This window comes from Kitasatospora atroaurantiaca, assembly GCF_007828955.1.
Taxonomy (GTDB): domain Bacteria; phylum Actinomycetota; class Actinomycetes; order Streptomycetales; family Streptomycetaceae; genus Kitasatospora; species Kitasatospora atroaurantiaca.
The window spans coordinates 198117-224861 of sequence record NZ_VIVR01000001.1 but is presented as its reverse complement, the minus strand read 5'-3'; the positions used below and the strand labels follow the sequence as shown (position 1 = coordinate 224861).

The 26745-nt window shown below is 70.5% G+C and carries 28 protein-coding genes, 2 tRNA genes and 3 pseudogenes; 15 read left to right on the top strand and 18 right to left on the bottom strand.

Features of this window, described 5'->3' with window-relative positions; all coding sequences use genetic code 11:
• Nucleotides 1–19 precede the first annotated feature (19 nt).
• From FB465_RS01035 to FB465_RS01025, 3 genes are all read right to left on the bottom strand, one after another.
• On the bottom strand, nucleotides 20–763 hold the full coding sequence (locus FB465_RS01035; protein ID WP_145786713.1) for a PP2C family protein-serine/threonine phosphatase: 744 nt from the start codon (nucleotides 761–763) through the stop codon (nucleotides 20–22).
• Between the two features lie 164 nt (nucleotides 764–927).
• Complete coding sequence (locus FB465_RS01030) at nucleotides 928–1824, bottom strand: ABC transporter substrate-binding protein (RefSeq protein ID WP_170290452.1); 897 nt, start codon at nucleotides 1822–1824, stop codon at nucleotides 928–930.
• A gap of 230 nt (nucleotides 1825–2054) precedes the next feature.
• Nucleotides 2055–3062, bottom strand: a complete 1008-nt coding sequence (locus tag FB465_RS01025) for an esterase-like activity of phytase family protein (protein ID WP_145786709.1) — start codon at nucleotides 3060–3062, stop codon at nucleotides 2055–2057.
• Nucleotides 3063–3236: 174 nt separating this feature from the next.
• On the opposite strand from FB465_RS01025, the gene FB465_RS01020 reads away from it, so the two are divergent.
• Nucleotides 3237–3650, top strand: a complete 414-nt coding sequence (locus FB465_RS01020) for a hypothetical protein (RefSeq protein WP_145786707.1) — start codon at nucleotides 3237–3239, stop codon at nucleotides 3648–3650.
• A gap of 57 nt (nucleotides 3651–3707) precedes the next feature.
• On the opposite strand, the gene FB465_RS01015 is transcribed toward FB465_RS01020, so the two are convergent.
• The 3 genes from FB465_RS01015 to FB465_RS01005 form a co-directional block, all read right to left on the bottom strand.
• Nucleotides 3708–4079 (bottom strand): fic family toxin-antitoxin system, toxin component, encoded by a 372-nt coding sequence (locus tag FB465_RS01015; RefSeq protein ID WP_145786705.1) that lies wholly within the window; start codon nucleotides 4077–4079, stop codon nucleotides 3708–3710.
• Nucleotides 4076–4288 (bottom strand): hypothetical protein, encoded by a 213-nt coding sequence (locus FB465_RS01010; protein WP_145786703.1) that lies wholly within the window; start codon nucleotides 4286–4288, stop codon nucleotides 4076–4078. Before FB465_RS01010 ends, FB465_RS01015 begins: the two co-directional genes overlap by 4 nt.
• A 119-nt stretch (nucleotides 4289–4407) precedes the next feature.
• Entirely contained in the window at nucleotides 4408–7296 is a 2889-nt protein-coding gene (locus tag FB465_RS01005; RefSeq protein ID WP_145786701.1) for a hypothetical protein, read from the bottom strand.
• 354 nt (nucleotides 7297–7650) lie between these two features.
• On the opposite strand from FB465_RS01005, the gene FB465_RS35485 reads away from it, so the two are divergent.
• Together FB465_RS35485 and FB465_RS01000 are read left to right on the top strand one after the other, a co-directional pair.
• Nucleotides 7651–7739, top strand: a tRNA-Arg gene (locus FB465_RS35485).
• A gap of 467 nt (nucleotides 7740–8206) precedes the next feature.
• Nucleotides 8207–9424, top strand: coding sequence for a glycosyltransferase (locus FB465_RS01000; RefSeq protein ID WP_145786700.1), 1218 nt, complete (start codon nucleotides 8207–8209; stop codon nucleotides 9422–9424).
• A 32-nt stretch (nucleotides 9425–9456) separates the two neighbouring features.
• On the opposite strand, the gene FB465_RS00995 is transcribed toward FB465_RS01000, so the two are convergent.
• Nucleotides 9457–10737 carry a glycoside hydrolase family protein gene (locus FB465_RS00995; RefSeq protein WP_145786698.1) on the bottom strand — a complete coding sequence of 427 codons (1281 nt, stop codon included), beginning with the start codon at nucleotides 10735–10737 and terminating at the stop codon, nucleotides 9457–9459.
• A 59-nt stretch (nucleotides 10738–10796) separates the two neighbouring features.
• The gene (locus FB465_RS00990; RefSeq protein WP_145786696.1) at nucleotides 10797–11288 is read right to left on the bottom strand and encodes a hypothetical protein; all 492 of its coding nucleotides are present in this window, start codon (nucleotides 11286–11288) and stop codon (nucleotides 10797–10799) included.
• Between FB465_RS00990 and FB465_RS00985 the strand changes: the two genes are divergently transcribed.
• From FB465_RS00985 to FB465_RS00965, 5 genes and pseudogenes are all read left to right on the top strand, one after another.
• The gene (locus tag FB465_RS00985; RefSeq protein ID WP_145786694.1) at nucleotides 11273–11491 is read left to right on the top strand and encodes a hypothetical protein; all 219 of its coding nucleotides are present in this window, start codon (nucleotides 11273–11275) and stop codon (nucleotides 11489–11491) included. The two genes, FB465_RS00990 and FB465_RS00985, sit on opposite strands and share 16 nt — an antisense overlap.
• An 84-nt stretch (nucleotides 11492–11575) precedes the next feature.
• Nucleotides 11576–12388, top strand: a complete 813-nt coding sequence (locus FB465_RS00980) for a sensor domain-containing protein (RefSeq protein ID WP_145786692.1) — start codon at nucleotides 11576–11578, stop codon at nucleotides 12386–12388.
• Nucleotides 12385–14187: a DNA/RNA non-specific endonuclease gene (locus FB465_RS00975; RefSeq protein ID WP_145786690.1), complete on the top strand. Its 1803-nt coding sequence runs from the start codon at nucleotides 12385–12387 to the stop codon at nucleotides 14185–14187. Before FB465_RS00980 ends, FB465_RS00975 begins: the two co-directional genes overlap by 4 nt.
• A gap of 24 nt (nucleotides 14188–14211) precedes the next feature.
• Entirely contained in the window at nucleotides 14212–15249 is a 1038-nt protein-coding gene (locus FB465_RS00970) for a hypothetical protein (RefSeq protein ID WP_145786688.1), read from the top strand.
• Nucleotides 15250–15392: 143 nt separating this feature from the next.
• A pseudogene (locus tag FB465_RS00965) lies at nucleotides 15393–15575 on the top strand (plasmid stabilization protein); the annotation flags it as partial.
• Nucleotides 15576–15641: 66 nt separating this feature from the next.
• Here FB465_RS00965 and FB465_RS00960 read toward each other — a convergent pair.
• Complete coding sequence (locus tag FB465_RS00960) at nucleotides 15642–16025, bottom strand: VOC family protein (RefSeq protein ID WP_145786686.1); 384 nt, start codon at nucleotides 16023–16025, stop codon at nucleotides 15642–15644.
• A 39-nt stretch (nucleotides 16026–16064) separates the two neighbouring features.
• Between FB465_RS00960 and FB465_RS00955 the strand changes: the two are divergent.
• Nucleotides 16065–16619: pseudogene (locus FB465_RS00955) on the top strand (alpha/beta fold hydrolase); the annotation flags it as partial.
• On the opposite strand, the gene FB465_RS00950 reads toward FB465_RS00955, so the two are convergent.
• On the bottom strand, nucleotides 16587–17228 hold the full coding sequence (locus FB465_RS00950; RefSeq protein WP_145786683.1) for a TetR/AcrR family transcriptional regulator: 642 nt from the start codon (nucleotides 17226–17228) through the stop codon (nucleotides 16587–16589). The pseudogene FB465_RS00955 and the gene FB465_RS00950 overlap by 33 nt on opposite strands.
• A gap of 103 nt (nucleotides 17229–17331) precedes the next feature.
• Here FB465_RS00950 and FB465_RS35480 point away from each other — a divergent pair, with 103 nt between their 5' ends.
• The 3 genes from FB465_RS35480 (at nucleotide 17332) to FB465_RS00940 (ending at nucleotide 19094) form a co-directional block, all read left to right on the top strand.
• Entirely contained in the window at nucleotides 17332–17481 is a 150-nt protein-coding gene (locus FB465_RS35480; RefSeq protein WP_170290450.1) for a hypothetical protein, read from the top strand.
• A gap of 58 nt (nucleotides 17482–17539) precedes the next feature.
• A complete protein-coding gene (locus tag FB465_RS00945; protein ID WP_145786681.1) occupies nucleotides 17540–18319 on the top strand; it encodes a VOC family protein in 780 nt (259 codons plus the stop codon).
• 208 nt (nucleotides 18320–18527) lie between these two features.
• Entirely contained in the window at nucleotides 18528–19094 is a 567-nt protein-coding gene (locus FB465_RS00940) for a dihydrofolate reductase family protein (protein ID WP_145786679.1), read from the top strand.
• Between the two features lie 232 nt (nucleotides 19095–19326).
• Here FB465_RS00940 and FB465_RS00935 read toward each other — a convergent pair whose 3' ends face one another.
• Nucleotides 19327–20070, bottom strand: a complete 744-nt coding sequence (locus FB465_RS00935; protein WP_145786677.1) for an SDR family NAD(P)-dependent oxidoreductase — start codon at nucleotides 20068–20070, stop codon at nucleotides 19327–19329.
• Between the two features lie 190 nt (nucleotides 20071–20260).
• Nucleotides 20261–20425 (bottom strand): hypothetical protein, encoded by a 165-nt coding sequence (locus tag FB465_RS35475; protein ID WP_170290429.1) that lies wholly within the window; start codon nucleotides 20423–20425, stop codon nucleotides 20261–20263.
• A 310-nt stretch (nucleotides 20426–20735) separates the two neighbouring features.
• Here FB465_RS35475 and FB465_RS00930 point away from each other — a divergent pair, with 310 nt between their 5' ends.
• Nucleotides 20736–21332, top strand: coding sequence for a dihydrofolate reductase family protein (locus tag FB465_RS00930; RefSeq protein ID WP_145786674.1), 597 nt, complete (start codon nucleotides 20736–20738; stop codon nucleotides 21330–21332).
• Nucleotides 21333–21685: 353 nt separating this feature from the next.
• On the opposite strand, the gene FB465_RS00925 is transcribed toward FB465_RS00930, so the two are convergent.
• Entirely contained in the window at nucleotides 21686–22309 is a 624-nt protein-coding gene (locus FB465_RS00925) for a TNT domain-containing protein (RefSeq protein ID WP_145786673.1), read from the bottom strand.
• A 429-nt stretch (nucleotides 22310–22738) separates the two neighbouring features.
• Between FB465_RS00925 and FB465_RS35470 the strand changes: the two genes are divergently transcribed.
• Nucleotides 22739–22827, top strand: a tRNA-OTHER gene (locus tag FB465_RS35470).
• A gap of 99 nt (nucleotides 22828–22926) precedes the next feature.
• Nucleotides 22927–23055 (top strand): annotated as a pseudogene (locus FB465_RS36495) (IS5/IS1182 family transposase); the annotation flags it as partial.
• A 39-nt stretch (nucleotides 23056–23094) separates the two neighbouring features.
• On the opposite strand, the gene FB465_RS00920 reads toward FB465_RS36495, so the two are convergent.
• The 5 genes from FB465_RS00920 to FB465_RS00905 all read right to left on the bottom strand — a co-directional run bounded on the left by FB465_RS00920 (nucleotide 23095) and on the right by FB465_RS00905 (nucleotide 26741).
• Nucleotides 23095–23967 (bottom strand): IS3 family transposase, encoded by an 873-nt coding sequence (locus tag FB465_RS00920; RefSeq protein WP_145786671.1) that lies wholly within the window; start codon nucleotides 23965–23967, stop codon nucleotides 23095–23097.
• 23 nt (nucleotides 23968–23990) lie between these two features.
• Complete coding sequence (locus FB465_RS00915; RefSeq protein WP_145786668.1) at nucleotides 23991–25052, bottom strand: IS110 family RNA-guided transposase; 1062 nt, start codon at nucleotides 25050–25052, stop codon at nucleotides 23991–23993.
• 220 nt (nucleotides 25053–25272) lie between these two features.
• Entirely contained in the window at nucleotides 25273–25581 is a 309-nt protein-coding gene (locus tag FB465_RS00910) for a transposase (RefSeq protein ID WP_145786666.1), read from the bottom strand.
• A gap of 174 nt (nucleotides 25582–25755) precedes the next feature.
• Nucleotides 25756–25908: a hypothetical protein gene (locus tag FB465_RS35465; protein WP_170290449.1), complete on the bottom strand. Its 153-nt coding sequence runs from the start codon at nucleotides 25906–25908 to the stop codon at nucleotides 25756–25758.
• Between the two features lie 35 nt (nucleotides 25909–25943).
• Nucleotides 25944–26741, bottom strand: coding sequence for a maleylpyruvate isomerase family mycothiol-dependent enzyme (locus FB465_RS00905; RefSeq protein ID WP_145786664.1), 798 nt, complete (start codon nucleotides 26739–26741; stop codon nucleotides 25944–25946).
• Nucleotides 26742–26745: the final 4 nt, after the last annotated feature.

Sequence of the window (26745 nt, the reverse complement as noted above, 5' to 3'; positions counted from 1 at the left end):
TGCGCGCGCCGTCCGGGCCCTACTGCGCGCCGATGCGGACCAGGGCGAGCGTGATGTTGTCGGGGCCTCCGGCCTCGATCGCCGCCTTCCAGAGCTCGAAGGCGGCTCGGCCGTCCGTGTGCTCGGACAGGACGTCCTCCAGAGCCTCGTCCGGTACCGGGTCGGTGAGCCCGTCGCTGCAGACGAGGTAGCGGGCTCCCGTGGCCGGGGCAGAGCCCGTGACGTGAGCCTCGATGGTGGTGGGGTGCACCGAGCCGCCGAGCGTCTGCGTGACGATGGACGTGGTGCGGTGCCCCGGAGCGGGCGGTGGGCTGTCGTCGACGCTCAGCCGGCGAAGACCGTCCCCGGAGGCGTCGTAGACGCGGCTGTCACCCACGTTGAAGACGAGCACCGTCTCCGGCATCAGGACGACGCCCGCCACCGTGGTGCCCATGGCGGTCAGCTCGGGATCACCTGCGGCGACCGCGTACACCGCCCGGTTGCAGGCGTCCAGGGCGTCCCGGACGGCCGCCTCACTGTCCAGCCCGGGCCCGACCAGCGCGAGCCGGCGGGCGACCAGCGCGCTCGCGATCTCGCCACCGGGGTGCCCGCCGAGCCCGTCGGCCACCGCCACCACACAGGGCGTGCCGAACGGGAACAGCAGCGTCTGGGGATTCTCGGTCACCGTGCCGCACAGCGTCCACGGCCCGACGACCAGGCTGTCCTCATTGTGCTCGCGCACCAAGCCCTCGTGGCTCAACGCGCTCACGGAGATGTAGGGCATCGTGCCCACGTCCTCCCGGAGCCGGACGGATCCCTGCCTCCATTGTGGCCCGCGTACTTCCCCCTCGGCCCGAGCGGAGGACTGCACGCCCAAGTCGTCCGGCAGAAAGGACATTTCGGCCTGAGCGCAGCCCGTCGGCCGGTCGGCCGACGGGCTGCCGCAGGTCACAGTCCGCCGTTGACGAGCGCGCTCGTGACCGCTCCGGAGGGGACGTTCCACTTGGCGAGGATCTTGTCGTACTCGCCGTTGCGGATCAGCTGGTCCAGCGCCTTGGAGAGGACGTAGCGAAGGGCCGTGCTCTCCTTGTTCAGCGTGAGCGCGTACGGCCCGGTCTGGAACTGGCCGCCGGTCACCTGGAACCGGTCACCCCGGCGCGCGGGCGAGGTGTTGTACTCGGCCACCGGGTAGTCGTTCAGGTCGGCGACCGCGACACCGAGGGCGACCTCGGCCAGGGCCTGGTCGTCGGTGTCGAGCCGGTGGATCTGCAGCGGCTTGGACACCTTCCCGCAGGCGGCGATCTGCCGGGTGGCGATCTCGTCCTGGATGGTGCCCCGCTGCAGGGCGATGGTGTGCCCGCAGAGGCTGTCCAGCGAGGAGATGCCCACGGGGTTGCCGTTCCGCACCAGGATCGACGTACCGGTGATGAAGTAGTCGATGAAGTCGACCCCGGGGTTGACCTGCCTGCCGTTGAGGTCGGTGCCTTCCTGGCGCTGGCGGGTGTCGATGATCGCCGACATCGCCAGGTCGACCTGCTTCGCCTGGACGGCCGGGATCAGCTTCTCGAAGGGCATGTCGACGAACTCGATACGCAGGCCGAGGTAGGCCCCGAGCGCGGCGGCGAGGTTGGGGTCGAGACCGTCCGGTACGCCTTCGGTGCCCTTGAAGTCGACGGGCGCGTAGTTGAGATCCGAGCCGATCTTGAGGACTCCGGCGTTGCGGATCGGCTGCGGGAGCTTGCCCCGCAGGTCGGCGGCGGTGCGGGCCGCCGCCGAGGTGCCGCTGCCGCAGCCCGTCAGCAGCAGAGCACCCGCGCTGAGGGCCACGAGGGTGCGTGTGGACATGAGGGTGACGTGCATGGTGCTTCTTCCTGAGGGAGGGAAGGAGAAGAGGGAGCCCGCCACCGGGGCTTGCTGGGGTGCGCAGGGCCTGCGGACCTCGTCCTGTTGCCCTGGAGGCCGTCGCGGGATGGGCGTGCGGCCGAACGGCTGAGGTCCGCCACCGGGGGGCGGAAAGGGAATCCTCCCATCCCCCTCTCCCCGGCCGTGGGCCGGGTCGGGGGAAGAGCCGCTGGTCAGCCCGTACGGCGCTTCTTGCGCAGCCCCGCCACCACGGCGACACCGGCGACGACGAGCAGCAGGGTGACGGCTTTGCCGGGCTTGGTGCTCTCCGGGCTCTTCGCCGCACTGCCGCCGGCACCCGCCTCGGGAGCTCTGCTACTCGTGGGTACGGGAGTTGCGGTCTCCTGCGCGTTGTCGGGGAGCTGCTCGCCGCGCAGCGGCACCCGCCACACGCTGCTGCTCTTCCCCTCGCTCCCGAACAGCAGCGAGCGCCCGTCCGAGGAGAACGTCACCGACTCGCCCTGCCGCTGGAGCGGCGGGTTCGACGGGCCGAGCAGCTGGGGGAGTCCGTCCTTCCAGCGGTAGACGTTGGCCCAGAAGTAGCCGCGCAGGACCAAGCGACTGCCGTCGGGCGAGAACGCCCCGTCGGTGACCCAGGGAACCTCGGCGATCTTGCGGAAGGTGTTGGTGCCGGACTCCGACAGCGTCTCGGGGCCTTGGTAGAGGCCGCCGCCCTTCTCGCGCTTGCTGGCGATGTAGACCCGGCCGGTCACCGGATGGACCATCACGGCCTCCGCGTTGCGCGGCCCGTCCTCGTAGCGGACCCGGTACCGCACGGCGTCCACGGTCTGGTCGCGCAGCTGCTCCGGCTCGTCGAACCGGTAGATCCAGACCTCCGGCCACGCCCCGTCGAAGTTGTCGCCGATGTCCGCGAGGTAGAGCTGCCTGTCCGGACCGAGCGCTATCGCCTCGACATCACGCGGCTTGACCCCCCGCAGGGTGACGGTCGCGACCGTACGGCCCTGCGAGTCCACCGCGTAGACGTACGGGCCGTCGTCGCTGTCGTTGTGCGTCCAGTACACCCCGGGGTGCGCGCTGCTCGCGGCCAGGCCGCTGGACTCGGTGATCCGCGGGTCGCTCATGGTGAACTCCACGCGCGAGCCGTCGGCCGCGGCAGCCGGAAGCGCGGTCGGACCGAGGACGAGCAGGAGGGCCACCAGGAGGCGCGAGCACAGACGCATGCACCCAGCCTGCCATCACCCCCCGGACCCTCGCCCACCGCATGGCGCTGTCGGGTCGCGGTGGGGCGGGTGCCGTCTGATAGTCGGTCATGAGTCTGCCGAAGAGGCAGGTCAGGGTCCCCTTTGTCGGTTGGAGGAAGTGTGCGAGGTCTTCTCAGGGTTGCTGTGGTCGCCATGACGGCCGGGGTGGGCAGCCTGGTGGCGGTTCCCGTGGCGTCGGCGGTGACGGTGGTGGACATCGGCTCGGCGGTCATCGACGCCAAGTTCCCGGGCCGGGTACGGGTGGACGTCAGCTACACCTGCGACGTGATGGACGGTGCCCGCTCGATGAACGTCTCGGTCGAGCAGACCGACCCGGGGGACACGTCGTCCGTCGCGTTCGGCTCCTCGCGGGTGGCGCCGACGGCCATCGTGTGCGACGGGACGGCGAAGATCCAGACGGTCGTCGTCCAGTCGAAGACGGTGAACTGGATCCCGGACGCCGATGCCGTGGTGGTGACGGCCCTGTCGGACATCGGTTCCGTGCCCCCGGCCAACGCCGACGCGAAGAAGCTCCTGCTCAAGGTCGCCGCGGCGCCCGCGACCTGACGGGTCCGCTGCCGGAGGATGCGAGGTCCGGGCCCGTCTCCGGGCCCGGCACGCGTATCAGGCGGCCCAGCCGCGCAGGACGGCGGCGACCGAGGCGGCGGTGGATCCGCGGCGGGTCAGCTCGGTCGCCAGCGCGGTGACGCGGTCCGCGTCGAGCTTGACCGGGACGCCGGAGGCGAGGAGGTAACCGTGCGCCACGGCGACCGCGACCTGGAGGTTCGAGCGCTCCAGCCAGCGGAGCCGGCCGAGCGTGTGGGCGAGGGCCGCCGCCCGGTCGTACGCCTCGCCGTAGACGTCCTCGCCGGCCAGGACGGCGCGGTGGCGCTCGACGGCGGCGATGGGCACGCCGTAGTCCTCGGGTGACGGGTCGTCGTGGCCCGCCCGCAGGGCGACGTCGAGGATCCAGGAGAGGTCGACGTGCAGGATCACGCGGCGTCCTCGATCGAGTCGATCAGACCGCCGTACGTGTCCAGCACCTCCTGCGCCCCTGTCAGGAAGACCTTGCGCACCTGGTCGTTGTCGGCCCGGATGAGCTGCGCGACGTACTCGTTGACGGGCATGTGCCGCGTCTCGGCCGCGTGCCTGGCCATCTCGGCGATGGCCTCGTCCATCCGCAGGTTCACCTGAGTCTTCGCCATATCCCGAAGCTAGCAGGTGATAGCTGCCCGGGTGAAGAGCTGCCGGGCAGGTCCGCCGGGAGGTGAGGCGGCGGGCGCGCCCCTCGGGTAGCCGATCCTGATCGGTTGCCCCGCGCCCCTCACGGCCGGCAGCCCTGCAGCTCCCCGGTGTCGCCCGCGGGGCGTCCGCAGATCCGTTCGATCCGGACGCTGCCGTCGGCCGCCCTGCCCACCCGGATGATGTTGATGCCGTGCCCGGGCTGGGTGTCGGTCGCCAGCGGCCGGGTGTCCCGGAAGTCGATCGTTCCGGTGGCCCGGTTCTTCATGTCGACCGCCCGCAGACCGGCCATCACTGCAGCGAGCCCGCCGTCCTGCGAGGCCCCGGCCTTGGCCGCGCCCGCGTGCAGCGCGGCGGTCGCGTCGTAGGCCAGGGCGACCGCACCGTCCGAGAAGACGTCGTCCTCGTACGGGTTCCCGCCGGCCGGCTGGGGGCTGATCCGCAGCTCCGCGGCGGCCGCGTCCGCCAGGTCCGAGGAACGGGCGGTGACCGCGGGGTCCGTCAACGCCGTGTAGTACAGCGTCGCCTGAGGAGCTATCCAGGTGGCGCCGGTGCGGAACTGGGCCTTCGTCAGGTCGTCACCGGTCAGCACCGTCAGCGGGTGGTTGCAGCCCGCGTCGGCGGCCAGACGCCGCATCAGCTGGTTCACGTCGTCCGCGCGGCCGGCCAGGTAGACCACGGCGAGCCGGTGCCCGGACTGGCAGCTCGCCCGCAGCGCCTCCTCGTAGTCGGGATCGCCGTTGCTGGTCAGGCCGTACTCGAGCGGCCTGCCCCCGGCCAGCTGGAAGCCCGCGTCGAGGAGCATCTGGGTACCGTACTTCGCCTGCTCCACGCTGTACTGGTCGTCGCGACTGGGCCGCCGGGTGAGCACGGCGGCCCAGCGGTCGGAGGCGGGCAGCCCGAGTCCGTCGACGATCCTGCGGAGCGCGGCGGCCTCCTCCTGGTCGGTCGCGGCCAGCCCGAAGTAGTTGACGTGCCGTTTGGCCAGGTCCGTGCCGGAGTTGGTGGTGTCGACGACGGCCAGCCCGGCGCGCTGGAGCAGGCCGATCGCCGTGTCGCTGTCGGTGGTGTCGCGGCCGAGGCCGACCACCCCGGCGATCGAGTGGTCCCGGCTCGCCACACCGACGATCCGCTCGACCATCTCGGTCTGGAAGTACATGTCCTGGCCGCCGTTGGCCACCAGGACCTTGATCTTCAACGGGTCGCCCGCGTTGTTGCGCAGCTGGGCGAGGTGCACCCCGGCGAGCTCCTTGAGGCTGTTGAGCGCCCGTGTCTCCTGCCCGGCGGCGGTGGTGAGCGCCCCCGCGTAGACGACGGTGATGTACTGGACGTCGGGCAGCGCCGAGACGCGGTCGTTCTCCCGGGCGATGGCCTCCTCCAGCGTGCCGAGCGTGATGCCCGCCCCGGCCCGGTGCCCGTCCGTGTCCTGTCCGGGCAGCGTCCCGCTCAGGTGGACGTCGTGGTCCGTACTGAAGGAGACACCGCCGGTCGCCACGCCGACACACTCCCGGGTGCCACCCGGGTCCTGCCGCCGGACCGCGTCGTGGTTCGAGCCCAACAGCCGCCCCTCGCAGTACTGATGGGAGAGCTGCTGGGTGCGCAGCAGCCCGGCGGCGGCCGCGAGGACCAGCACGAGCAGGACCGTCCAGCGAGACCACAGGAACCACAGCGTGCGCCGCACGGGAACGGCGACGAGACCGGTGGTGTTCCCGGCACTCAACTGCAGCCTGCTGAGCCGCACCGGGAGCGTCCAGGCCAGCGCGCGGCCACGACTCGGCGCCTGCCGCACCCGCAGATTGCTCACCCAGGTCTCGTACGGGCTGTTGCGGCGCGGCCCGCCCGAGTGGACGGGCGCCGGCCCCGGACTCTCCGCCTCCAGCCAGGCCGCGACGTCGGCCTGGGCGACGCCGGCCAGCACCAGCAGCGGGTCCTGCTCGCTGCGGCGGCTGCGGACGTCACTGATGGCGCTGAGCACCTTGAGGCCGCCGTTGTCCGCGCCCGCCCTGGGCATGAAGACGACGGGCGGGACCCTGCGCTTTCGGCCCCGCAGGTCCGGCGCCCAGGCGCGGTGCGCGGACCGCAGGTCCTCCAGCAGGGCAAGCGTGCGCAGTTGGAGGTGGAACTGCTGGGCCCGGTCCTTCTCATCCGCCGGTGTGGTGTCCAGCCGAGCCTTGATGATCTCGCCGGCCACCTCCCGGGCGCGCGCCTGGGTGACGTCCCAGGACATCCGGGGCCGCCAGATGGACCAGGCGGCGGCCTGGCGGCCGGAGGCGGCGAGGAAGGTGGTGGTGGCGAACCAGCGGCTGGCCTGCCCCAGCCAGGACAGCGGCGCGGTGTTGCGGCGGACCCAGCCGGTCACCGTCAGCAGCAGGAACGAGGCCATCACCACGCCGAGCACGACCTCCCAGTGCGCCTGGGTCAGCAGCGTGGTCAGGCCGGCCAGCACGAACGCGCCGATCAGCGTGGTCGAGTTGAGCAGCGGCGACAGCGTCTGCTGGAGCTCGCCGCGGGTGGCACGCGGCTCCGACCGCCAGTGCAGGTCCCGCAGGCGGGCCAGGGCGGCTTCCACCAGGTCGTCCAGCGGCTGAGCGGCTGCGTCTCCCGCAGTCCCCACCACGTGCTGGGCGGCGGCCTCGACGGCCGCCACCAGACGTGAGCGGGGGAAGGCGTAGCTGCGGTACCAGGAAGGTCCCCGCCTGGCCCACGGGCCGCGGGCGAGCCCGTCGAGGATGCCGATGGCGTTGTGGTGCGGGTCGCCCCCCTCGGGGGCTGCGACCACGCGATGGGGTAAGTTGCCGCTCTCCTGGGCCTCCTGAACGGCGTTCACCACGTCCTCGACCTCCCGGTCGAGCCCGGCGTCGGCCTCCTCGGCGTACAGCACGACGACCGGCATCGGCAGCCGGGCGCCGCTGAACTGGTCGATCAGGTCCTTGAAGAGCGTGTCGACCTCGTACTTGGCGGTCGTCGGCATACCGCCGAGCCGTGAATCCCCGCGCACCGACCCCTGCACCACACCAGCCCCCCGGAGCAGTCCCCCCGCGCACCGGTGGCCTCACCGGCACCGGTCTGACCATGCGTCAGGCCGCGAGTGTAATCCCCGAGCCACGCCGGTGAACACGGTTCGGCCACAGGTGTGCCCTCGCGTCCGCTGCGGTCGCCGGCGGGGCTTTCGTGGTGCGCCACGCCTGCCGGTCCGGAGCCGGGTCAGTGGGGTGTCAGCGTCCGGTCAGGGTGGAGGTGAATAGTCATGGGTGTGCAGGGGGCCGCGAGAACCAGGCCTCACAGCACAGGAGTTGGCTCGCGGTGTGCTGGGCCGGCTCTGCTGGGAGAGGTGCCCGGAGTGGTTTATCGGGGACCAGGGCTCCGGCCCTGGTCGGGTGCAAGCCCGCGCAGGTTCGAATCCTGCCTTCTCCGCCGTTGCTGCCCACCGAATCGGCCATGGCGCCGCCGGCTGACATCGCAGCGTCGAACACCTGCTCCGGCGGCGCACCGTCAAGGCGACGATCTGAAATCGGGCCACGACCACCCTACGCGGCTGAACGGCCCTTACCCGGCCCGGCCTTGCGGCGGCCCCGTCACCTGCCCGTAGCTCCTTGACCCGAACGGGACGTGCAACTGACCCGCAGGGTGGAGAACTTCTCGTTCCTCGGCTGCATCCGTAGGCCTATGGGAGACCCCCAGGGTGGACGGTGCCGCGGTACGCTGCGCGCCGCCGTTTCGCGAGGAGGTTGTCCGTCCACAGCGGACGATGAAGGGAAAAGGGGAGTACCCACGCCTTTCCACTCTCAACATATAGCGCACCGGGGGGCTTGCGGCAAGACCCGGGTCGTGCCGCAGAATCACCGACCTGAGCAAGAACCTACGGAAACGAGAGTCACGAAATGCGTGTGCTGTTGTCGGGGTATGACTCGCGCGGGGGCATCGAACCGCTGGTGGGACTTGCGGTGCGGTTGCTGGAACTCGGCGCGGAGGTGCGGGTGTGCGCGCCGCCGGACGAGGAGTTCGCGAAGCGGCTGGCCGGGGTCGGCGTGGAGATGGTGCCGACCGGCCAGTCGGTGCGCGAGTTGGTGACCGGGAAGACGCCGCCGTCGGCGGCAGGCGTGCCCCGGCGCGCGGCCGAGTTGGTCGCCGCGTTCTATGACAACGTCACCGAGGCAGCCGAGGGGTGTGATGTGCTGGTGGCGACCGGCCTCGTGCCGGCCGTGGCCGGCGTGAAGTCGGTCGCCGAGAAGCTGGGCATCCGCTACGTGTACGCGAGTTACCAGCCGGTCAGCCTGCCGTCGCCGCACCACCCGCCGATCCCGCGGCCGGGCCGGCCGCTCCCTTCGGATGTGACCGACAATCGGGTGCTGTGGGACCGGGACGCCCAGGACGCGCAGGCGGTGTTCGGCGAGGCGATCAACACCCACCGGGCGTCGATCGGCCTGCCGCCGGTGGACAACGTCCGCGACCACGTCTTCACCGACCACCCGTGGCTGGCCGCGGACCCGGTCCTGGCCCCGTGGCAGCAGCCGGCGGGCCTCGACGTGGTGCAGACCGGCGCGTGGGTCCTGCCGGACGAACGCCCGCTCCCCGCCGAGCTGGTGGCGTTCCTGGACGCCGGCACACCACCGGTGTACGTGGGCTTCGGCAGCATCCCCATGCGCGATCCGGAGGACGTCGCCCGGGTGGCCATCGAGGCGATCCGCGCGCAGGGCCGCCGCGTTCTCGTCTCCCGGGGCTGGGCCGAGCTGGCCCTGATCGACGACCAGGACGACTGCTTCGTCGTCGGCGAGGTCAACCATCAGGCACTGTTCCGCCGGGCGGCGGCCGTCGTGCACCACGGCGGGGCGGGCACCACGACGACGGCCACCTGGGCCGGCGCGCCTCAGGTGGTGGTACCCCAGGGGGCGGACCAGCCGTATTTCGCCGGCCGGGTGGCCGACTTGGGCATCGGCGCGGCACACGACGGTCCGACCCCGACCGTCGAGTCCCTGTCGGCCGCGCTCAGGACGGCCCTGACCCCCGAGACCCGCGCACGAGCGAGGGCCGTGGCCGACACGTTCCGCACCGACGGGGCGACGGTGGCCGCGAAACTGCTGCTCGACGCCGTCAGCTGAGAAAGGCCGTCAGTGTCCGCGTGAACTGAGCTCTACGCACAGGTGAACGGGGTGAAGGGGGGTTTCCAAGGCTGTGCGTCACCGGCGGCGCCGGTGGTGGGGGTGTAGTGCAGTGGTTCGTAGTGGAGGCGGGCGGCCGTCTGGTTGAGGGTGCCGGTCCAGAGGTCGATGCCTTGCCAGGGTTGCCCGTCGAGGTGGGAGATGGTGCGGGGTTGTCCGCCGCAGCTGGTGGCGGAGAGGTCGCGTCGGCCGGTGGGCGGGGGGTTGATGCCGAGGTTGGTGGGGGCGGTCCAGGGGCCGAGGAGGCCGGGCGCGGTGGCGTAACCGGTGCCCGTGCCGGTGCAGTAGCCGCAGTTGGGGTCGCTGTAGGTGGTGATCCAGGTGTCGGTGGCGGCGTCCTGGTAGATGCCGGGGGATTCGACGTGGGTGAGGTTGGCGAGGTTGGTGGTGCCGGTGTTGGTGCCGTCGGAGCCCCAGGCGGTGAGGCGTTCGATCGCGAGGGACATGGTGGGGCCTGCGAGGGTGCAGAGGACGGCGGCTCCTGTCTGGTCGTTGGCGAGCGTGAAGTCGCCGTCGGCTCCGGCGCATTGGTGGAGGGTGGGGCGGTGAGTTGAGCCGTAGGGCGGGCCGGCGGTTGTTCCGCAGGGTCCGGTGGGGCTGTTGCAGCCCATGACGTAATAGGCGGATGTGGCGCCGTCGGCAATGGCCTTGGGGGCGTTGAACCAGAGGATGTAGGCGCCGTCGTCGGCGCCCCAGCCGGTGCGTTGGATCATGCGGGGGTTGAAGCAGCCCTGTCCGGTGGATCCGCACAGCCATCGGTAGTCGTGCCCGGTGTAGGGGTCGATGTCGGTCGGGCTGAACAGCGGGGTGGGAGGGGAGTACGGGCCTTCTCTGCTGTCGGCGCGGGCGGCGCCGAAGCCGCACCAGGGTGTGCCGGAGCGTGACCAGGTGAAGCCGCAGCCGTATGCGGTGCCGTAGAGGTAATAGGCGGAGCCGAATTGGGCGATCATGCCGTCGTGGAGGTCGGCGGTGATGGTGAAGGCGTCCGGGGTGTCGGGGGCGGCTGTGGCGGGGGGTGCAGCGGTTCCGAGGAGGGCGGCCAGGGCGGCGAGTACGACGAGGAGGTGGTGGGCGAGCGTCGTGGTGCGTCCTGACCTGCGCCGGGCCGGATGCGTGGTGCGGGATCCGGTGGGTGGCAGGTGCGGCCGGGCGCCGGGGGCCGCGGCCTCGGAAGGCACCGGGCGGACCTGGGGGGCTCGGGCCTGGTGGGCCGGCGTGGAGGTGCTGCCGGTGGCGGGCATGCGGTGGGGCATCGCTGCCTCCCTGGGAACGCGGGTGGGGACACCGTGATCCGATCAGGGAGTGGGCTCTGTCAGCCGTGATTGAGCCGCTGGAGGGCGCGCCTGAGGCTGGTGTACTCGCCGGGGTCAGGCCTCCTCACGTGCGCGGGCTTCCGGCCGGACATGATCGCGCTCAGAAAGGCGGCGAGGCCGCCGTCGAAGTGAAACCAGTGGTGGTCACGAGCCTGGCTCACCACGATGGTCCACTCGTTCGGGTGGGTGTCCGGGCTGCGGAGCCAGAAGACGTCGTGGCCGTTGTCGGTGCCGCACACCGCGATCAGCATGTCCACCGGTCCTGACAGCGCGCGGGCACGTTCCGTCGACCGGAGATTGATCGGCGAGCGTTCGATTTCTGGCGGGTGGGCGGACTCGGTCACCTCAGACGTGACCGAAGTGCAGCCGTTCACCCCCACGACAAGCATCCGCCTGCCGGCCTCGCCGAACTTGTCCTGGAGGGCGACGGTCAGGTCACATGACGACCGGTCATATAAGGCCGGTGCTCTGGCCTGTGCTCCGATCAGCACGAACGCCACCATCACTCATCAGGGCCGCCACTTCTGATGTCGGCAGCTGCACCGGATCCAACGTCTACCTCACCGGACGCACCAGCACCCCCGGCGGCCGGGTCGAGACCCACTTCAAGTACCCGGGCGGCGGCACCGGCTGCCTCACCTTCATCACCACCGCGATCCTGCTGCTCCTCCTCAGCGCCTCGTGCCACCGCTGACCACCCACATCCGACCCACCGTGCCCAAGGCGGCTTCGGGGCGCCAAAGAGCACCGGCAGGAACACCACGACAAGGAGCAAGGCGTGACAGAGCACTACTGGAAGACAGACCCTGCGGCACCGGCACCCCCCAGCCGGCCGCAGACCCCAGGGGCGGGGCCGCTGCAGCAGGCACTGACTCCGCAGCCCTCGCGTTCACAAGGTCCGAGTACGCGCCGGCTCGCTCGAGCACTGCGTCACTGGCGGCTGCTCCTGGCTGCGGTCGTTCCCTGCCTCGTACTGGCCGGCGTCGGGTGGTGGGCCTGGCCGCAGCAGCCGACAGGCCTTCCGCCGCACATCGCCGCGGGTACGGTCGACGCGGACCTCCTCAGCCCTGACAGCGTCAGCCGACTGGCCGGGACGACGCTGGTCGCCGGCTCCCGGTCGAACCGGCCCCACGCCCCGCTGACGGTGTCGCCGTCGGACTGCGCCGTGGCGGTGGGGCCGACGACCCAGTCGGTCTACGGGCAGGCGTGGACCGCGTTCCTGTCGGCGACCTACCAGGACGCCGGGGACACGGGCGCCTACACCGTGAACCAGGTCATCGGCGTGTTCCCGGACGGCGAGAAGGCCGGTACGGCCTTCCAGACCCTCACCGCCGGTCTCACCAAGTGCCCGTCCTCGACACGCACCGACCAGGCAGGTCGCACCTCGAAGTGGGCCTACACGGCACAGCCTCCCACCCCGGTCGCCGTGGCGTGGACGGCGTCACAGGGCGGCAGCGCGAAGTGGGCCTGCTACCACCAGGCACGTGTGAAGGGCACGAGTCTCGTACAGGTCGCCGTCTGCCAGGCGGGCGACGGCCAGCCGACCACCGCGAAGCTCGCCGACGCGCTCACCGGGAAGGTGAGCGGATGACCGCGCACCCGCACAAGCCGGCCGCTCGCTTCCGGCGAACCGTGCGGCGTTTCGTCCTCCTGGTGCTGGTGGCGGTCCTGGTACCGATCGTCGGCGCGGGGGCGCGGGCGAGCGCGACCACCGGTGCCATGGCTGTCCTGGCACAGTCGGGCACCGTCGCCCCCCTGGTTCCGTTCGGGGGCATCGAGGCCGCCTCAGCGGCCCTCGCTCAGGAGGTCGAGGACTTCAACCGACAGGAAGCCGAGATAGCGCAACAGGCGAAGGACGTGGTCGCCGAGGCGGAGGAGATCACCAAGAATGCCGCCGCCTTGCGCAATGACACCGCGGCGTTCAACACCAAGACCGCTGCCGTGGACCAGAAGACCGGCAGCTTCAACACGCGCGCGGCGGCCCTGTCCGCCAGGATCGACGCCCACAACAGCAAGCCGAACACCTTCCAACTGCCCGCGCAGGCCGCTGCGGCCAACGCCTACGAGGCCGAGGCGAGCGAACTGAGGGCCGAGCAGGCCCAGCTCCAGGCAGAGAAGAGCAGCCTCCAGAACGAGCAGTCCCAACTCGACGCAGAGCGGTCCAAGCTCAGCTCCAGGCAGTCCCAGCTCACCGCCGCCTCCAAGGCACAGGACGCGAAGGCCGGCGCGCTCCGGAGCAAGGAGCAGCAGCTGGAGTCCCGGGGCCAGCAGCTGCTCCAGCAGATAGCCCAGGCCATCCAGAGCCTCGCCGACAATCCGCCGGACCCGGCGGCGACGATGAACCAGGGCGGTGACGCGGCCGGCCCGCCGCAGCAGACCGACCAGTCCGCGAGCCAGGGTGCCGACACTGCCGACAGCCCGTCCAGGCAGCCGCAGGCCTCCGCCCTGAAGGCGTACGCGAAGCAGACCGGCAGCACGGTCGACATGAGGCCGGGCACGGCGTATCTGACGCCTGAAGCCGTCCGGCAGCTCCCCGCCGCACAGGCGGCGCAGCTCGGCAGCCCTTCCACCACCTACGACGGCCTGGTCCGCAAGCCCAACGGGCACTACACGGCACTGCAGGTGCAGGCGCCGGAGGCCACTGCAGCCCCGGGACCGGAGGTCTTCAAGACCGCCCTGTCGCGCCGCGGTCAGGTCGTCGCGTACAAGCCCGGCGTGAAGCTCATCATCGATGAATTCAAGCCTGTCCCGGCGGCGCCGAACTCCTCGGATCCCGGCCCCGGGACCCCGCCGCCCCCTCCTGCAGGCAAAGCCGCCTGCCTGGCCAACAAGCCGTCCCCGAGGAGGGACAGCGGCGGCGGATGGATCGTCAACACCAGCCAGAACGTGGCCCGCCGCAACAAGATCGCGGACCCGACGGGCCCCTCCGGCGCCCGGGCCGCTACGGCGGAGGCCTGTCTGACGAAGAACCTGGGCAAGGGGACCGATGCCCGCGGCGACATCACCGGCTGGCGGGACGCGCAGACGCAGGCTCCCAACGGTGGCCTCGCACGCTGCCACCTGATCGCCAACCTTTTCGGAGGATGGGGCGGGACCCAGGACTGGGCGAACCTCGTTCCGTGCTGGCAACTGGGGATGAACACCAAGGACGTCAGCATGAGGCAGTACGAAATCATGGTCAAGAAGGCGGTGGACGCACTGCCCGAGGGGGAGGCTGCTGCCGTGTACTACGTGGTGACGCCCGTCTACCGGGACGCCAGCAGCACGATCCCGCTGGGTGTCAACATGAGCGCCACGGTTCAGCTGCCCAATGGTGCGTCATGGCCCGTCTTCTACACGACAAGTCTCCTGAACGTCCCCTACAACAACGGACCCAATCTCGGGAACTGAGACCGGTGCCGCATGGAGGTCGGCATGACCCGCACAACCCCACCGAGGCCGGCCGACATCGCGGTGGTCCTCCCGCGGCTGGCCCCGCTGGCCCGGACGGCGACCCGGCTGCACCCGCGCCCGGGATCGCCGTCCCCACAGGAAAGTTCGGTCGGCGGGCCGCTGCTGTGGCCCTCCGCCGAACCCTGGCCGCACTGCGAGGGCACGCACCGGGCGCCGGCCCTGCTGCCGGCGACCTCCCCGGCGGATGTCAGGCTGCTGCGGGAGATCCGGGCGGCTGCCCGGAACCGACCGCAGGGCTCTCGCTCCTACAGTCCGCAGGAACATGCTGTGGTGGATCGGATCAACGCCGGCCGCCCCTGCCCTGAGGGGCCCGTCGCACTGCTGGCCGTGGCCCAGCTGTACGTCCACGAGGTGCCCGACCTGCGCCCGCCCGAAGGTGCGGACCTGCTCCAGGTGCTGTGGTGCGCCTTCGATCACCCGGGGGAGAACATGCCCAGGACCGAGCTGTTCTGGCGGTCCGCCGCCGCGGTCGGCGATGTCCTCACCGCACCTCCGCAGCCGCCCGCGATCCAGTACGACGACTACCTGCCGGAGCCGTGCCTGGTCTTCCCAGAGCAGATCACCGAGTACCCCCGGGCTGTGGAGCTGGACCCGGACCTGCGCGCACAGGTCCAGGCGTGGAGCGCCCGGCAGAAGACCGGCGCGAAGCCGGGCAGCGCCGATTATGGGGCGGAGGACACGTACTACGACCGCGAGTTGTCCGTCGCTCCTGGTTGGAAGGCCGGCGGCTGGGCGCCCTGGAGCTTCACCGATCCCGCACCCCAGGACTGCCGCGTCTGCGGCAGCCGGATGGAGCCGATGCTGACGATTGCCACGAAAGAGCGGCACGTGGACATGCACAGCTGGACCCCGTACGAGGATCAGGCCGCCGTTTCCATGGACACCGACTACCCCGACCCGGCGAGACCGACCATGATCACCATCGGCGACGGCTACAACCAGCAGATCTACGCCTGCCCGGGGGCGCCGAACCACCCGCACACCGCACTGATGCAGTAGTCGGCCGGAGGTCCCGTGCAGGTCAGAACGCCGGACCGGAGGGCCCCGCCACGGATGGCCGGGCCTTGGCCCGGTCCGGCGATCAGCCGTAGATTTTTCCAGGGCACCAGCCAGCCCCGCGGCGCTGGTAAAGACCGTACTGGGCCCGCACCGTGAGCCGCACCTCCACCCGCGACATGTCCTTCAGCAAACGGGGCGGCCAGCGCTCCCACTCCGGTGCCGACGGCCCCACCTACGATCAGCTCTACGAGGAGGCCTGCCGCCGCAACATCCGCGGCCGCTCGTCGATGAACAAGGCGGAACTCAAGCACAAGCTCGAGTGCTGACACCGACGAGCCAAACCCCCGGCCTCACTCGAAGGGCCGAGCGGCTCGGCGCCCGGACGCACGTGGTCAGAGGGGCTGGAGCCGGGTGCGCAGGAGGCAGAATTTGTTGCCTTCCGGGTCGGCCAGGACGTGCCAGCTCTCGGTGCCGGTCTGGCCGACGTCGACGGGCCTGGCGCCGAGAGCGAGCAGCCGCTCCAACTCGGCGTCCTGGTCGCGGTCGGTGGCGTTGACGTCGATGTGCAGTGGGAGCTTCCCGGTCCGCGGGTCGCTGCTGGGGCTGAGGACGAGGGTGGGCTGCGGGCCGCCGAAGCCGGCGTCGGGCAGCCCGATCGCGATGCTTCCGTCGTCCTCCCGGCCGAGTTCGACGTAGCCGAGGACCTTGCTCCAGAAAGCGGCGAGCCGCTCGGGGTCGGCGCAGTCGAGGATCAGCTCACTGATGCGGCATGCCATGGCCGTCAGTGTACGTAGACAAGACGACGGGGCCATAGCCCAAGAGCTGAGGCCTCATCACGGAAAAAAGCCGTTGCAGTACTAAGCCTGGGTTTGCCGGTCGCCGGGGAGATCGCCGCGGTGATCGAGCATGCCGGCGGCGAGCCGGTCGACCTGGTTGGCTTCTCGCTCGGCTCGGTCGTAGCCGCCGGGGTCGCGGCGACGCGCCCCGAGCTGGTGCGCAGCCTGGTCCTGGTCGCGCCGTGGCCGCACCGGGACGAGTACATGCGCAACCTGTTCACCGTCTGGCGCCGTCTGGGGGACTTCGGCAACGCCGAGGCCTTCGGTCGGTTCGCTGCGGTCACCGGCTTCAGCGGGCCTTTCCTGGATGCTCTCGGTACAGGGGGCGTCGACCAGCTGGCCGCCAACATGAGCCTGACCCAGGGCATCCTGCGCCACCTGGAGCCGGACCTGCGGGTGGACATCCGCGAGTTGGCCCCGCAGATCCGGGCCCGGATGGTTGGTCGTCGGCGGTACTCAGGAGACCTGTCGTGCGTTCAGGTTCTCCGGCCGCGGACCGGGTCACTGCGCGGTGTCAGGGGAGGCGTTGAGTGAGGCGTCGAGGAGGTCGAAGGCGTGGGCCGCCTCAGGGGCGAGGGTGGCGGCGATCCGGTCGTTGGGGTGCCCTGCGAGTGTGAGTTCCTGGATGCGCCGGAACAGTAGGCGGTGGGCGGCGGCGAGGAGAGCCGCAGCGGCTCGGGGGGCGATGGCGGGGGTCGCGGCGGGGGAGGCGGCGGCCAGTGCGGCGGCGAGGGCTTCTTCCCGTTGGTCGTGGAGGTCGCGCAGGCGGGCGGTGAGGGTGGGACTGTCGGCGATCATGCGGGCGAAGTCGGGGCCGGCGAAGCCCGCGACGGGGTCGCGTTCGTCGAGCGCAGCGTTGAACTCGCGCCGCAGCGCGGCGACCGCCGACTCGCCGTCGGCCCGGTCGGTGACGGCGCGGGCGAGGCTCGCGGTGAACTCCTCGTGGTGGTCGAGGGCCAGGTCCTCTTTGCGTGGGAAGTAGTTGGTGACCGTCTTCTTGGCCACCCGGGCCGCGGTGGCGATCTCGGCGATGGTGGTCTCTTCGAAGCCGTGCTCGAGGAAGAGCCGGGTGGCGTGGTCGGAGATCAGCTGCCTGGTCTCCTGCTTCTTGGACTCGCGGAGTCCCGGTGTCTCGATACTCATGGGGCAATCTTACATCCGTCGCAAAATTATCCTTGACCTATTCGGTTCGCCGCCCCTAACATTACGTTCGTCGTAAAGTTCGCCTGAGGGAAAGGGATCGTGCATGCGAAAGCTCGACACCGCCGAGCTCGCCGCCGCGCAAGGCACCGGCCCGACCCTCGCCGCCCACCGCCTGCTCCGCGACCTGCCCCGCACGGGCCGCCGCAGGGCAGTCATCCGTACCCGGTGGCACGCGCCGCGCCGCAACTGCTGACAGTCGACCAGCCCGCTTCACACCCGTCGCACGACCACACACCTGCCGAGGGGCCGCCGTGAACGTCTCTGTCTCCACCCTTTCCCTGACCGTCGCCGACGTGGACGCCTCCCGCGACTTCCTCACCACCCACCTCGGTTACCGGGTGGCCATGGCCGACGACGGCTTCGCCTCCCTGACCCGTGACGACGCCGCCGTGGACATCGTGCTGCTCCGCCGGGGCATCGAGGTTCTCCCTGCCGAGCAGCGCGACCAGCAAGCGGCCGGCCTGATCCTGGCGCTGACGGTCACCGGCATCGAGGCGGAAGAAGTACGTCTGCGAGGCGAAGGCGCCCCCATCACCATGCCGCTGCGCGAAGAGCCTTGGGGCGAGCGACTGTTCCAGATGACCGACCCGAACGGAGTCGTCATCCAGCTGGTCGAATGGGCCACACTCAGCCGCCCCGCGGAAGACGAGGAGCCCGCCGTGCACGTGATCACCCCATCGGCGGAGAACGTCACCGTCTCCCCGAACGCGACCATGACCGGCCTTGCCGCCCCCAGCCGGGGAAGCGCCGAACTCAGCACCTGGACGGTCGAGATGGAGGCCGGTGCCACCGGCCCCGAACACACCATCAGTCGCGAACAGGTCTGGACGGTCACCGCGGGCACCCTGGAGATCACCTGCGAGGGCCGTACCGAGAAGATCTCGGCCGGCCAGACCGTGGTCCTCCCGCCGGATGTGGTCCGCCAGGTTCATGCCCCCCAGGCGGCCGAGGCGTACGTCGCCATGCGCTCCGACGGCCTCGCCTCGGTGCCGGGCACCGAGGGCACCCGCGTCCTGCCCTGGGCCCGGTAACGGCAGGCACCCGACGGTGCGCCGCACGACCCCGGTTCATGAGACACGTCAACGACTCGCTGGGCTACCTGCCGACACACACGCCTTCGAGTACCGGCTCAACCTGTAGGCGCCCGGCCGCCCCTACCGGGGGCCTCCTCCGTCCGGTACGCGCCAACACCGACCCCACCTCCGTGCCGTCCGACTGTCCAACGAGAAGAGCACCCACATGCGCAAGCTGACCTACTACATCGCCGCCACCCTTGACGGCTACATCGCCGGTCCCGACGGCCAGTTCGACTTCTTCCCCTTCGAGGGCGAGGACGCCGCGGCGATCCTGGCCGACTTCCCCGAGACCATGCCCACGCCCGCACGCGGACCCCTGGGCGTGGCCGACCGGGCCGCCGAGCGTTTCGATACCGTGATCATGGGGCGCGGGACCTACGAGCCGGGCCTGCGGGTGGGACTCACCAGCCCGTACGCCCACTTGAAGCAGTACGTCGTGTCCCGCACACTGACCAGCCCCGATCCGGAGGTGACGGTCGCCGCCGACGACCCCGCCGCGCTGGTGCGCCAGCTCAAGAAGCAGGACGGCATGGGGATATGGCTGGCCGGAGGCGGCAAACTGGCCGCCGCCCTCAGCGAGGAGATCGACGAACTGATCATCAAGCGGCACCCGATGGTCATCGGCTCCGGCATCCCCCTGTTCGACGGCCCCTTCACCCCGGCGACATTCGCCCCGACGGTCACGCGATCCTTCGACTCCGGCCTCACCATCACCACTTACACCCGATAGGGGTGCAGGACCGCGAACGCCGTCGGTCATAGCCCCCGGCACCCGGCATCACACGGCGCGGCAGACAGGGCCGGGGCCGAACCGGAGCGCTGTGCGTGTCCCACGACGGGTACGTGAGCGCGGATCTCCCCGCGACGACTGCACCGCGGCCCGTACGTTCTCAACGGCCGTCCGGGCCATCGGTGAGCCGACCCGGGCGGGTCAAGCGCCCGGGTCGGACAGGCCCACCGCCTCAGGCGGCGAAGCCGCCGTCCACCGCGATGGCGGCGCCGGTGATGTACCGGCCGTCCGCTCCCACGAGGTGCGCCACCGTCGCCGCGATGTCGGAGGGTTGCCCGAAGGCGCCGAGCGCCGTCAGCTCCGCCTGCGCGGAGCCGGCGGGGCCGTCGGCGGGGTTCATCTCGGTGTCGGTCGGGCCCGGGTTGACCAGGTTGGCGGTGATGCCCCGCGGGCCCAGTTCACGGGCGAGCGCCTTGGTCAGGCCGAACAGCGCCGCCTTGCTGGTCGCGTAGAGGCTGCCGCCCGGGAACGCCACCCGCTCGGCCATACAGCTGCCGATGGTGACGATCCGTCCGCCACGGCCCATGTGCCCGGCGGCCGCCTGCGCCGCCAGGAACGATCCCCGCACGTTGACGCCCAGGACCAGGTCGACGTCCGCCAGCGACAGCGCGCCGATCGGCCCCAGCACTCCGGCACCCGCGTTGTTGACCAGGATGTCGAGCCTGCCGAAATGGGCAACCACTCCGTCAACGGCGGCCCGCACCTGCGCCGGATCGCCGCCGTCGGCCCGGACGGCCCAGGCACGGCGGCCCATTGCCTCGATCTTCCCCGCTACGGCCTCCGCGCGCTCCGCGTCCTGTCGGTAGGTGAGGGCGACATCGGCACCGTCCTCGGCCAGCCGCAGGGCCACAGCCTCGCCGATGCCCCGGCTGCCACCCGTCACCAGCGCCACCCTGCCGTCGAGCTTCTCCGTCATGCTGCTCCAACTCCTCTTCAGATCCTGGGACATGACACGATCATCGACCGGCACGAACGAGGAGTCCGGCGGGTTTGCGACCTCGCGTTCCGGCGGCCACGCGGTTTGCGGCAGCGACCCGGTGGCGCCTGACGCACACCCATGGGCGTTGGACGGGAACCGGATCAGGACGGCTTCCGGGGCACTGCAGCTACGTGACGGCAGCACGGCTGCCCGAACGGCTTCGGGCCGCGAGGGCGAGGACGATCGCGATCTCGGCACCGAAGATCGCGGAGATCCGGCCGTGTGCGCCCTTCGGCGTGCTGGCGGCGACCACGGCGGCGATCCCGGCGTAGGCGAAGAGCGCAGCGGGCATCCGTACGCCCAGGGGCGGGGGCCGCCCTGGTCGGGTGGTGGGTGGGTGGGTGTGTCTGTGGTGGCGGCGCGATCTGGATGAGTAGGTTGGTGGTTGCCGGGTCCCTGGCAGGCGCGGTGCGCGGGGGGTCCGGCTTCGTTTGTGGCGGGTCCGGTCGTTGCGCGCCTGAGGTGAGTGTCGTGAACGGGTCCGGTCTTTCCCCCGGCCTTTGCTGATCGCCTGAGGCGTTGTCAGTGGTCGATGAGATGGTCATCCAGGCGGCGCGAGCAATGTGCCGCACCACCGTGGGCGAAGAAGAGGAGCGTGTCCCGTGCGCATCGTTATCAGTGAGTTCATGAGTTTGGACGGGGTTGTGCAGGCGCCGGGCGGACCTGAGGAGGACACCGATGGTGGCTTCGCCCATGGCGGTTGGTCGCATCCGTTCTTCGATCCGGAGGTGGTGGGCGGTGCCTTCGACGATGCGATGACCGGGGCCGGGGCGCTGCTGTTCGGGCGTCGGACGTGGCAGACGATGGCCGCGGCGTGGCCCGAGCGGGCCGGCGATCCTTTCGCCGACCGGATGAACGCCATCCCTAAGTACGTCGTGTCGCAGACGCTGGATGACGACGAGCTGACCTGGGAAAACACCACGCGCATCCCCGGTGACGAGGCCGTCGCCCGAATCCGGGAGCTGCACGGGAGCGACGGTGGCGACCTGTTGGTCATGGGGAGCCCCACGCTCGCACGCGCCCTCCTGAGCGAGGGTCTGGTCGACGAGCTCCGGCTCGTGATCATGCCGGTGCTCCTCGGCGGCGGTAAGACGATCTTCCCCGACGACGGTGCGCTGCGCACGCTCGAACTGGTCTCCACGGTCACCAGCGGCACGGGCGTGAACGTGTGCGTCTACCGGCCGGTCGCCAAGGGGTAGGCCGGGGCGCGGTGGCCGTACGCCAGGGTCCGACCGCGGCGGCGGTACGCCGGGCGCCAAACCCTGACCTGGTGTGACGCCGGCGTACCAATGCTGCCCTCAACGAGCCCGGCACCACCACGTTCCGGGCGGCGACCACCACGGCTACACCGACTACCCCAACCATCAACGACCCAAGCCCCCACCGCGCGCGTGCGGAGCGCCACGCCGCCGAGAGCAGGGTTCGCACCGCGATGCGTCGAGCCGCGGCTTCGCCGGCCTCGCGCTCGAGATCACAATCCACCTCCACCGCGACGGGGAGTGGAGGCCGAGCCGGTGTGTTCGGGCGGGGCGGATGCCTTGGCGTCGGGGTGTCAGACGAGGCGCTTGAGGTAGCCGTTGGTGACCAGCCAGCCGACATTGATTCGTTCTGGAGCGCCGGGGACCAGAGTGGCGTCGAGTTGGAACTGCCATCCATGGCCGGGTTGGTTGAACCAGGGAGCGATCGGGCCGGCGTGGACGGTGAAGGGCTTGACGACCTGGTAGTCGTGGTAGTTGCAGCCGGCGGGGGCAGAGGTGCTGTCCAGGCTCTGCGGCGGGATGGAGCGGTTGGCGTAGGGCAGGCCCTCGGGTGCCAGGAAAGAGCCGTACTCGCTGCCGTAGCGGTCGATGTCCTGGCCGGGTAGCAGCGTCTGGTTCAGCTTGACGGGCTGCCCGTCGGGGCCGGTCAGATAGCCGTCGGCCGGGGGATAGCGCCAGGAGCCGGCCTGGCTGTCGTAGTACTGGGAGAGGAAGGTCTGCTCGTCCTGGCCGCCCGTGCGGTTGTAGCCGATCAGCTCCAGCCCCACGCGGCCCAGGATCGGGAGCCGCTCCGGGCCGAGCCGTGGGTCACCATGGTGGTCCTCGGCGGAGCACTGGTCCAGCGCCGCGGGAACGGCGGCGTGCGCGGGCGTGGCGCCGACCAACAGTCCGGCCCCGGCTACCAACGCGAGAAACATCCGACCGACCTTCACACATCCTCCAGGCAGGGTGAGCTGACCTACTGTCAGAACGATAGATCCTGATCTCCCTGAAGCGGCTGATTTCGCCCGAGAACGGGGCATGCGGCGAGGGAACCGGCGCGATACTCGGCCACAATCGGCGATACGTCCAGCCGGGGCGCCCGGCCGCCGGGCGGCACGGTTCAGGCGTGGGGGGAGGGGCTGCGTTCGGGTTCGGGCCCAGCGGCGCCTCTGTCGGATTCGCGGCGGCGTCGCCGGCTTGTTCGGCAGCTGGCATCCAATGGAGTGTCGAAGGCAGCCGGGCGGTCAGTGCCACGTCAGTGCGATGTCAGGGCGGTGAGGAATAGTCATGGGTGTGCAGAGGAGCCAGGCAGGAGGGGTCCAACGCACGAGGATCAGTTCCGTAGTGCGCGGACTGGTCTGCTTGGAGAGGTGCCCGGAGTGGTTTATCGGGGACCGGGACTTCGGTCCCGATCGGGTGAATGCCCGCGCAGGTTCGAATCCTGCCTTCTCCGCTCGGTAGCATCAGCATTGGGCCCGAGCCGTGTTCTGCCGGTGTCGAGGGCTCGGTGACACTTCATCAAAATGCCTTCCCCGCTGACTGATCGTTTAGGGCCGGCGTCTGGCCACGTCTGCACGCCGCCCTGCTGAGCGAGTTGCGCGGCGCCGACCTTCTGGACCTGAACGACTGTGCTGTGGACGGGTCGCACGTCCGGGCGCACAAAAGGGGCGAGCATGGCGGTGAGCTTGCTCCGCTTTGACGGACACCATTGTTGTGGTGGTCAGGCCGCGAGAACGGTCTCGTACTCGGCGGGACTGCGGTAGCCGAGGCTGCTGTGCAGCCTGCGTATGTTGTACCAGCTCTCGATCCACTCGAAGATCGCGGTGCGGGCCACCGCCCGGCTCGGCCACGGCCGGTCGCCGAGCAACTCCCGCTTCAGCGTGGCGAAGAACGACTCGGCGAGCGCATTGTCCCAGCACTGACCGGTGCGGCCGACCGACAATCTGACATCGAAATCCCTTGCCAGGATGGAGAATTCGCGACTCGTATATTGACAGCCGCGATCCGAATGGAACACCACCGGACCGGATGGGCGGCGGGTCCGGCAGGCAGCCCGAAGCGCATCGGCGACCAGTTCGGTCCGCAGGTGGTCTGCGGTGGCCCAACCGACGACGCGGCGCGAGGCGATGTCGATGACGGTGGCCAGGTAGAGCCAGCCCTCCTGGGTCGGTATGTAGGTGATGTCGCCGCACCAACGCGTGTCGACCGCCGCCGGGTCGGGCTGGAAGTCTCGCAGGACCAGGTCCGGACGAGTGCCGGCATGCGGATCGGGGATCGTGGTGCGCTGTCGTCGCCGGCGGTGGCGGCCCTGCAGGCCGGATCGGCGCATCAACCGGGCGATCCGGCGGCGGCCGCACCGCTCGCCCTCGCGCTGGAGCACGGCATGGACGCGCGGGGATCCGTAGCTGCCTCGCGAGGTCTGGTGGACCTCGGTGATCTTCTCGGTCAGCTCCGCGTCGCGCACCGCGCGGGGACCGGGCATGGCGGTGCGGCGGGCGTAGAAGGCGGCACGGGAGACCTTCAGCAGCTCACACGCCCGTTTGACGTTGTGGCCGCTCTGCTTCTCCGCCTCGATGAACGGGTGCACCGTCACCGGGTCTCCTTGATGCTCCTATGTCAAGCAGCCAACTCGACTGACCCTTCGGCAGGTTGGTCGTGTCGACTTCGTGCGGTCTCGTCGGCGAGCAGGGCCCGGAAGACCCTGTCCGAGATACGGCGTTTGAGCAGGCGGAGAGCCTCTTTGACGGTCTTCCCGGCCGCAATCTGCTTGGCGTAGTAGGCGGCTCCCTCGCCGCTGCCGCGAACCTGTGTGACCGCGACCATGTGGAGGGCGTTGTTGATCGTCCGGTTGCCGCCGCGGTTGAGCCGAACTCTGACCTTGTTCGAGGACCAGACCGGGATCGGTGCGGTGCCGTTGAAGTGCGCGAACGCGTCCTTCGACTTGAACCGGGCGGCACCTGCGGTCTCGCCGAGGATCGCGGCGGCGCCGATCACCCCACAGCCTGGCACCTCCAGCAGAGCGGGCGCGAGCTCGCGCACCAGACGTCGCAGCCGGCTTTCCAGGGCATTGATCCGCAAGGTGAGCCGTCGACACTCGGCGATCATGTCGAGGGCGATCTCGACGACAACTCCCGGACGTCCAGTGAGAGTTGCCTCTAGCGTGTCGAAGACGCACAAGCGGCGAAGGCCTCGTGAGGGGACGGGCAGTTCGGGGTCGATCTCGTGGAGGAACCAGCGGAGCTTGTTGGCTGCGGCTGTCCGCTGGCGAACCAGGAGGCGGCGGTGGTCGACGATCAGCTTCGTGTCGCGGGACGGGCCGTCCAGGCAGGCCTTCGGTAGGTCGGGTTCGCGCAGGGCGACCCGGGCCACCGCCTCGGCGTCGATCGGGTCGGATTTGCCGCGCTCGCGGGCGGAGCGGCGGGCGCCGGCCATCAGCCTCGTGTGCACGCGGACGACGGAGTGGCGGGCGTTCAGCAGGTCGACCTCGAAGCGTCGGGTCAGATGTCGGCAGTCCTCCACGGCGACCAGGACCTGGCCGAACTTCCCTATCCACTCGCATGCTTGTTGGTGGCCTGTGGGTGTCGCGGCGATCGTGAGCTGGTCCAGTCGCCGTCCGAGCGGGTCGACAGCGACCAGGGTGTGGGTCTTCTTGTGCGCGTCGACGCCGACCACGATCATGAAGGTGCCTCCAGCAGGGAGCGCGGGGATCCGGTGCCGGGTCCGCCGCGGGGGCACGCCTCAATCGGGCCGAGAGCACGCTCCTATCAAGCCACTCCACGGGGACGCCAGGGCCGGCGGGGCGGCACATCAAGGACAAGCCACCGTGAACGGGGCAGCGAAAAAGAGAGCCAACCCCGCCGGTCCTGCCACTCTGCCACCACCCGGGCGCCGGTGTCCCCTACTTTGGCATTGACGCGAAGAAAGCTGTCGCCCGGCGGAGGATGTCCACGTCCTCGCGCAGGCGGCGGTTCTCCCGCCGCAGCCTGGCCAGTTCCTCGCGCTCGTTGCTGGTCAAGCCGTCGCGTTCGCCTGCGTCGACCTCGGCCTGCTTGATCCAGTCACGTACTGCGGTCTCGGTCAGGTCGAAGTCCTTGGCCACCTGGCCGACCGAGCGGTCTCCGCGTCGGCACAGCTCGACGATCTCGGCCTTGAACTCCGGTGTGAACGAGCGGCGAGGGCGCGGCTTCTTCTTCCCCATGCTCTCCATGATGGACATCATCCTTCCGGGGTCGAAGCCCCTGATCAGGAGTGTCCGTCAAAGCGGATCAAGCCCAGCGGTAACTCACCCGTCGACCGCGCCCGCCCCAGCTCCAGGCAGCACATGCGGCCAGGCCGGCAGAGGCAGAGGCAGAGGCAGAGGCAGAGGCAGAGGTGAACCGGCCTACGGCTCGGCGAGCACGGCCAGGGCGTCGACCTCGACCCGGAACCTGGGTGCCAGCACGCTGCCCTGGACCAGTGAGCTGGCCTGGCCGGAGATCGCGATCAGCGGCCAGGACGCGACGACGACGTGGCTGTAGCCGTTGGCCGGAGGCATGCCCTCGGGGGGACGAGGTGGCGCATCGTCACGTCCTACTCCTCCGGCTCCCAGGCGCGGAGCAGGTCGAGCAGACCTGCGTCTCCGTCGATCTTCAGGGAGTCCGCCGGGATACGGTCGTACATGAAGAGGACCAGCTCACTGGCCGTGCCGCGGACGGAGGCGCCGGCCGCTTCCGGGCCCTCGTCGGCAGCGGTGGCGGGCGTGGGGAGACGGGTGGAGCGTGCGCCGTCGCCGTCGACCGTGAGGCGCCAGGAGTGGCCCTCGGTGGCGTGGAAGTCGAAGGCAGTGGGCTCGTGCGGCCAGGCGCTCGGCGTTGCGCAGCAGGTGGACAGGAACTCGTCGACACCGTCGAGTGCCACCTCGTCCGGCAGCGGCTGCGGGGCGCCCACGGTGACCTGGGCGTCGTAGGTGTGCACTGCGGTCTCCTGGACCCGGTGCCGGGCGACCCCACCGGAGTTCTGCGGTGACTGCGACGCGGGCCACCACGTCCAGCAACCGCTCTCCGGCCCTGCCTCGCGCAGGGCGCTCAGCAGCAGCTGCGTTGACGCGGCCAGCCAGGCCAGCAGGGCCTCACGCCCCCGCGGCACTTCCAGGGCGGCGCGCGCAGCGGTGGCCTCGGCCAGGGGAGCGTCGGCAGGCCCGGCACTGACGATGGCGGCCCAGAAACGGTCTCCCCCACCCAGGTGCTCCACCAGATCGAACAGCGTCCAGTCGGGGCAGGTCGGCACCTGCACGTCGAGGCTGGGCGCGGAGGCGACCGCGGCACGGAAAGCGGTCGACCGTTCGTCGATCAGGCGAAGCAGAACGGGGAACTCCGGAGTCTCTTGCACGCCT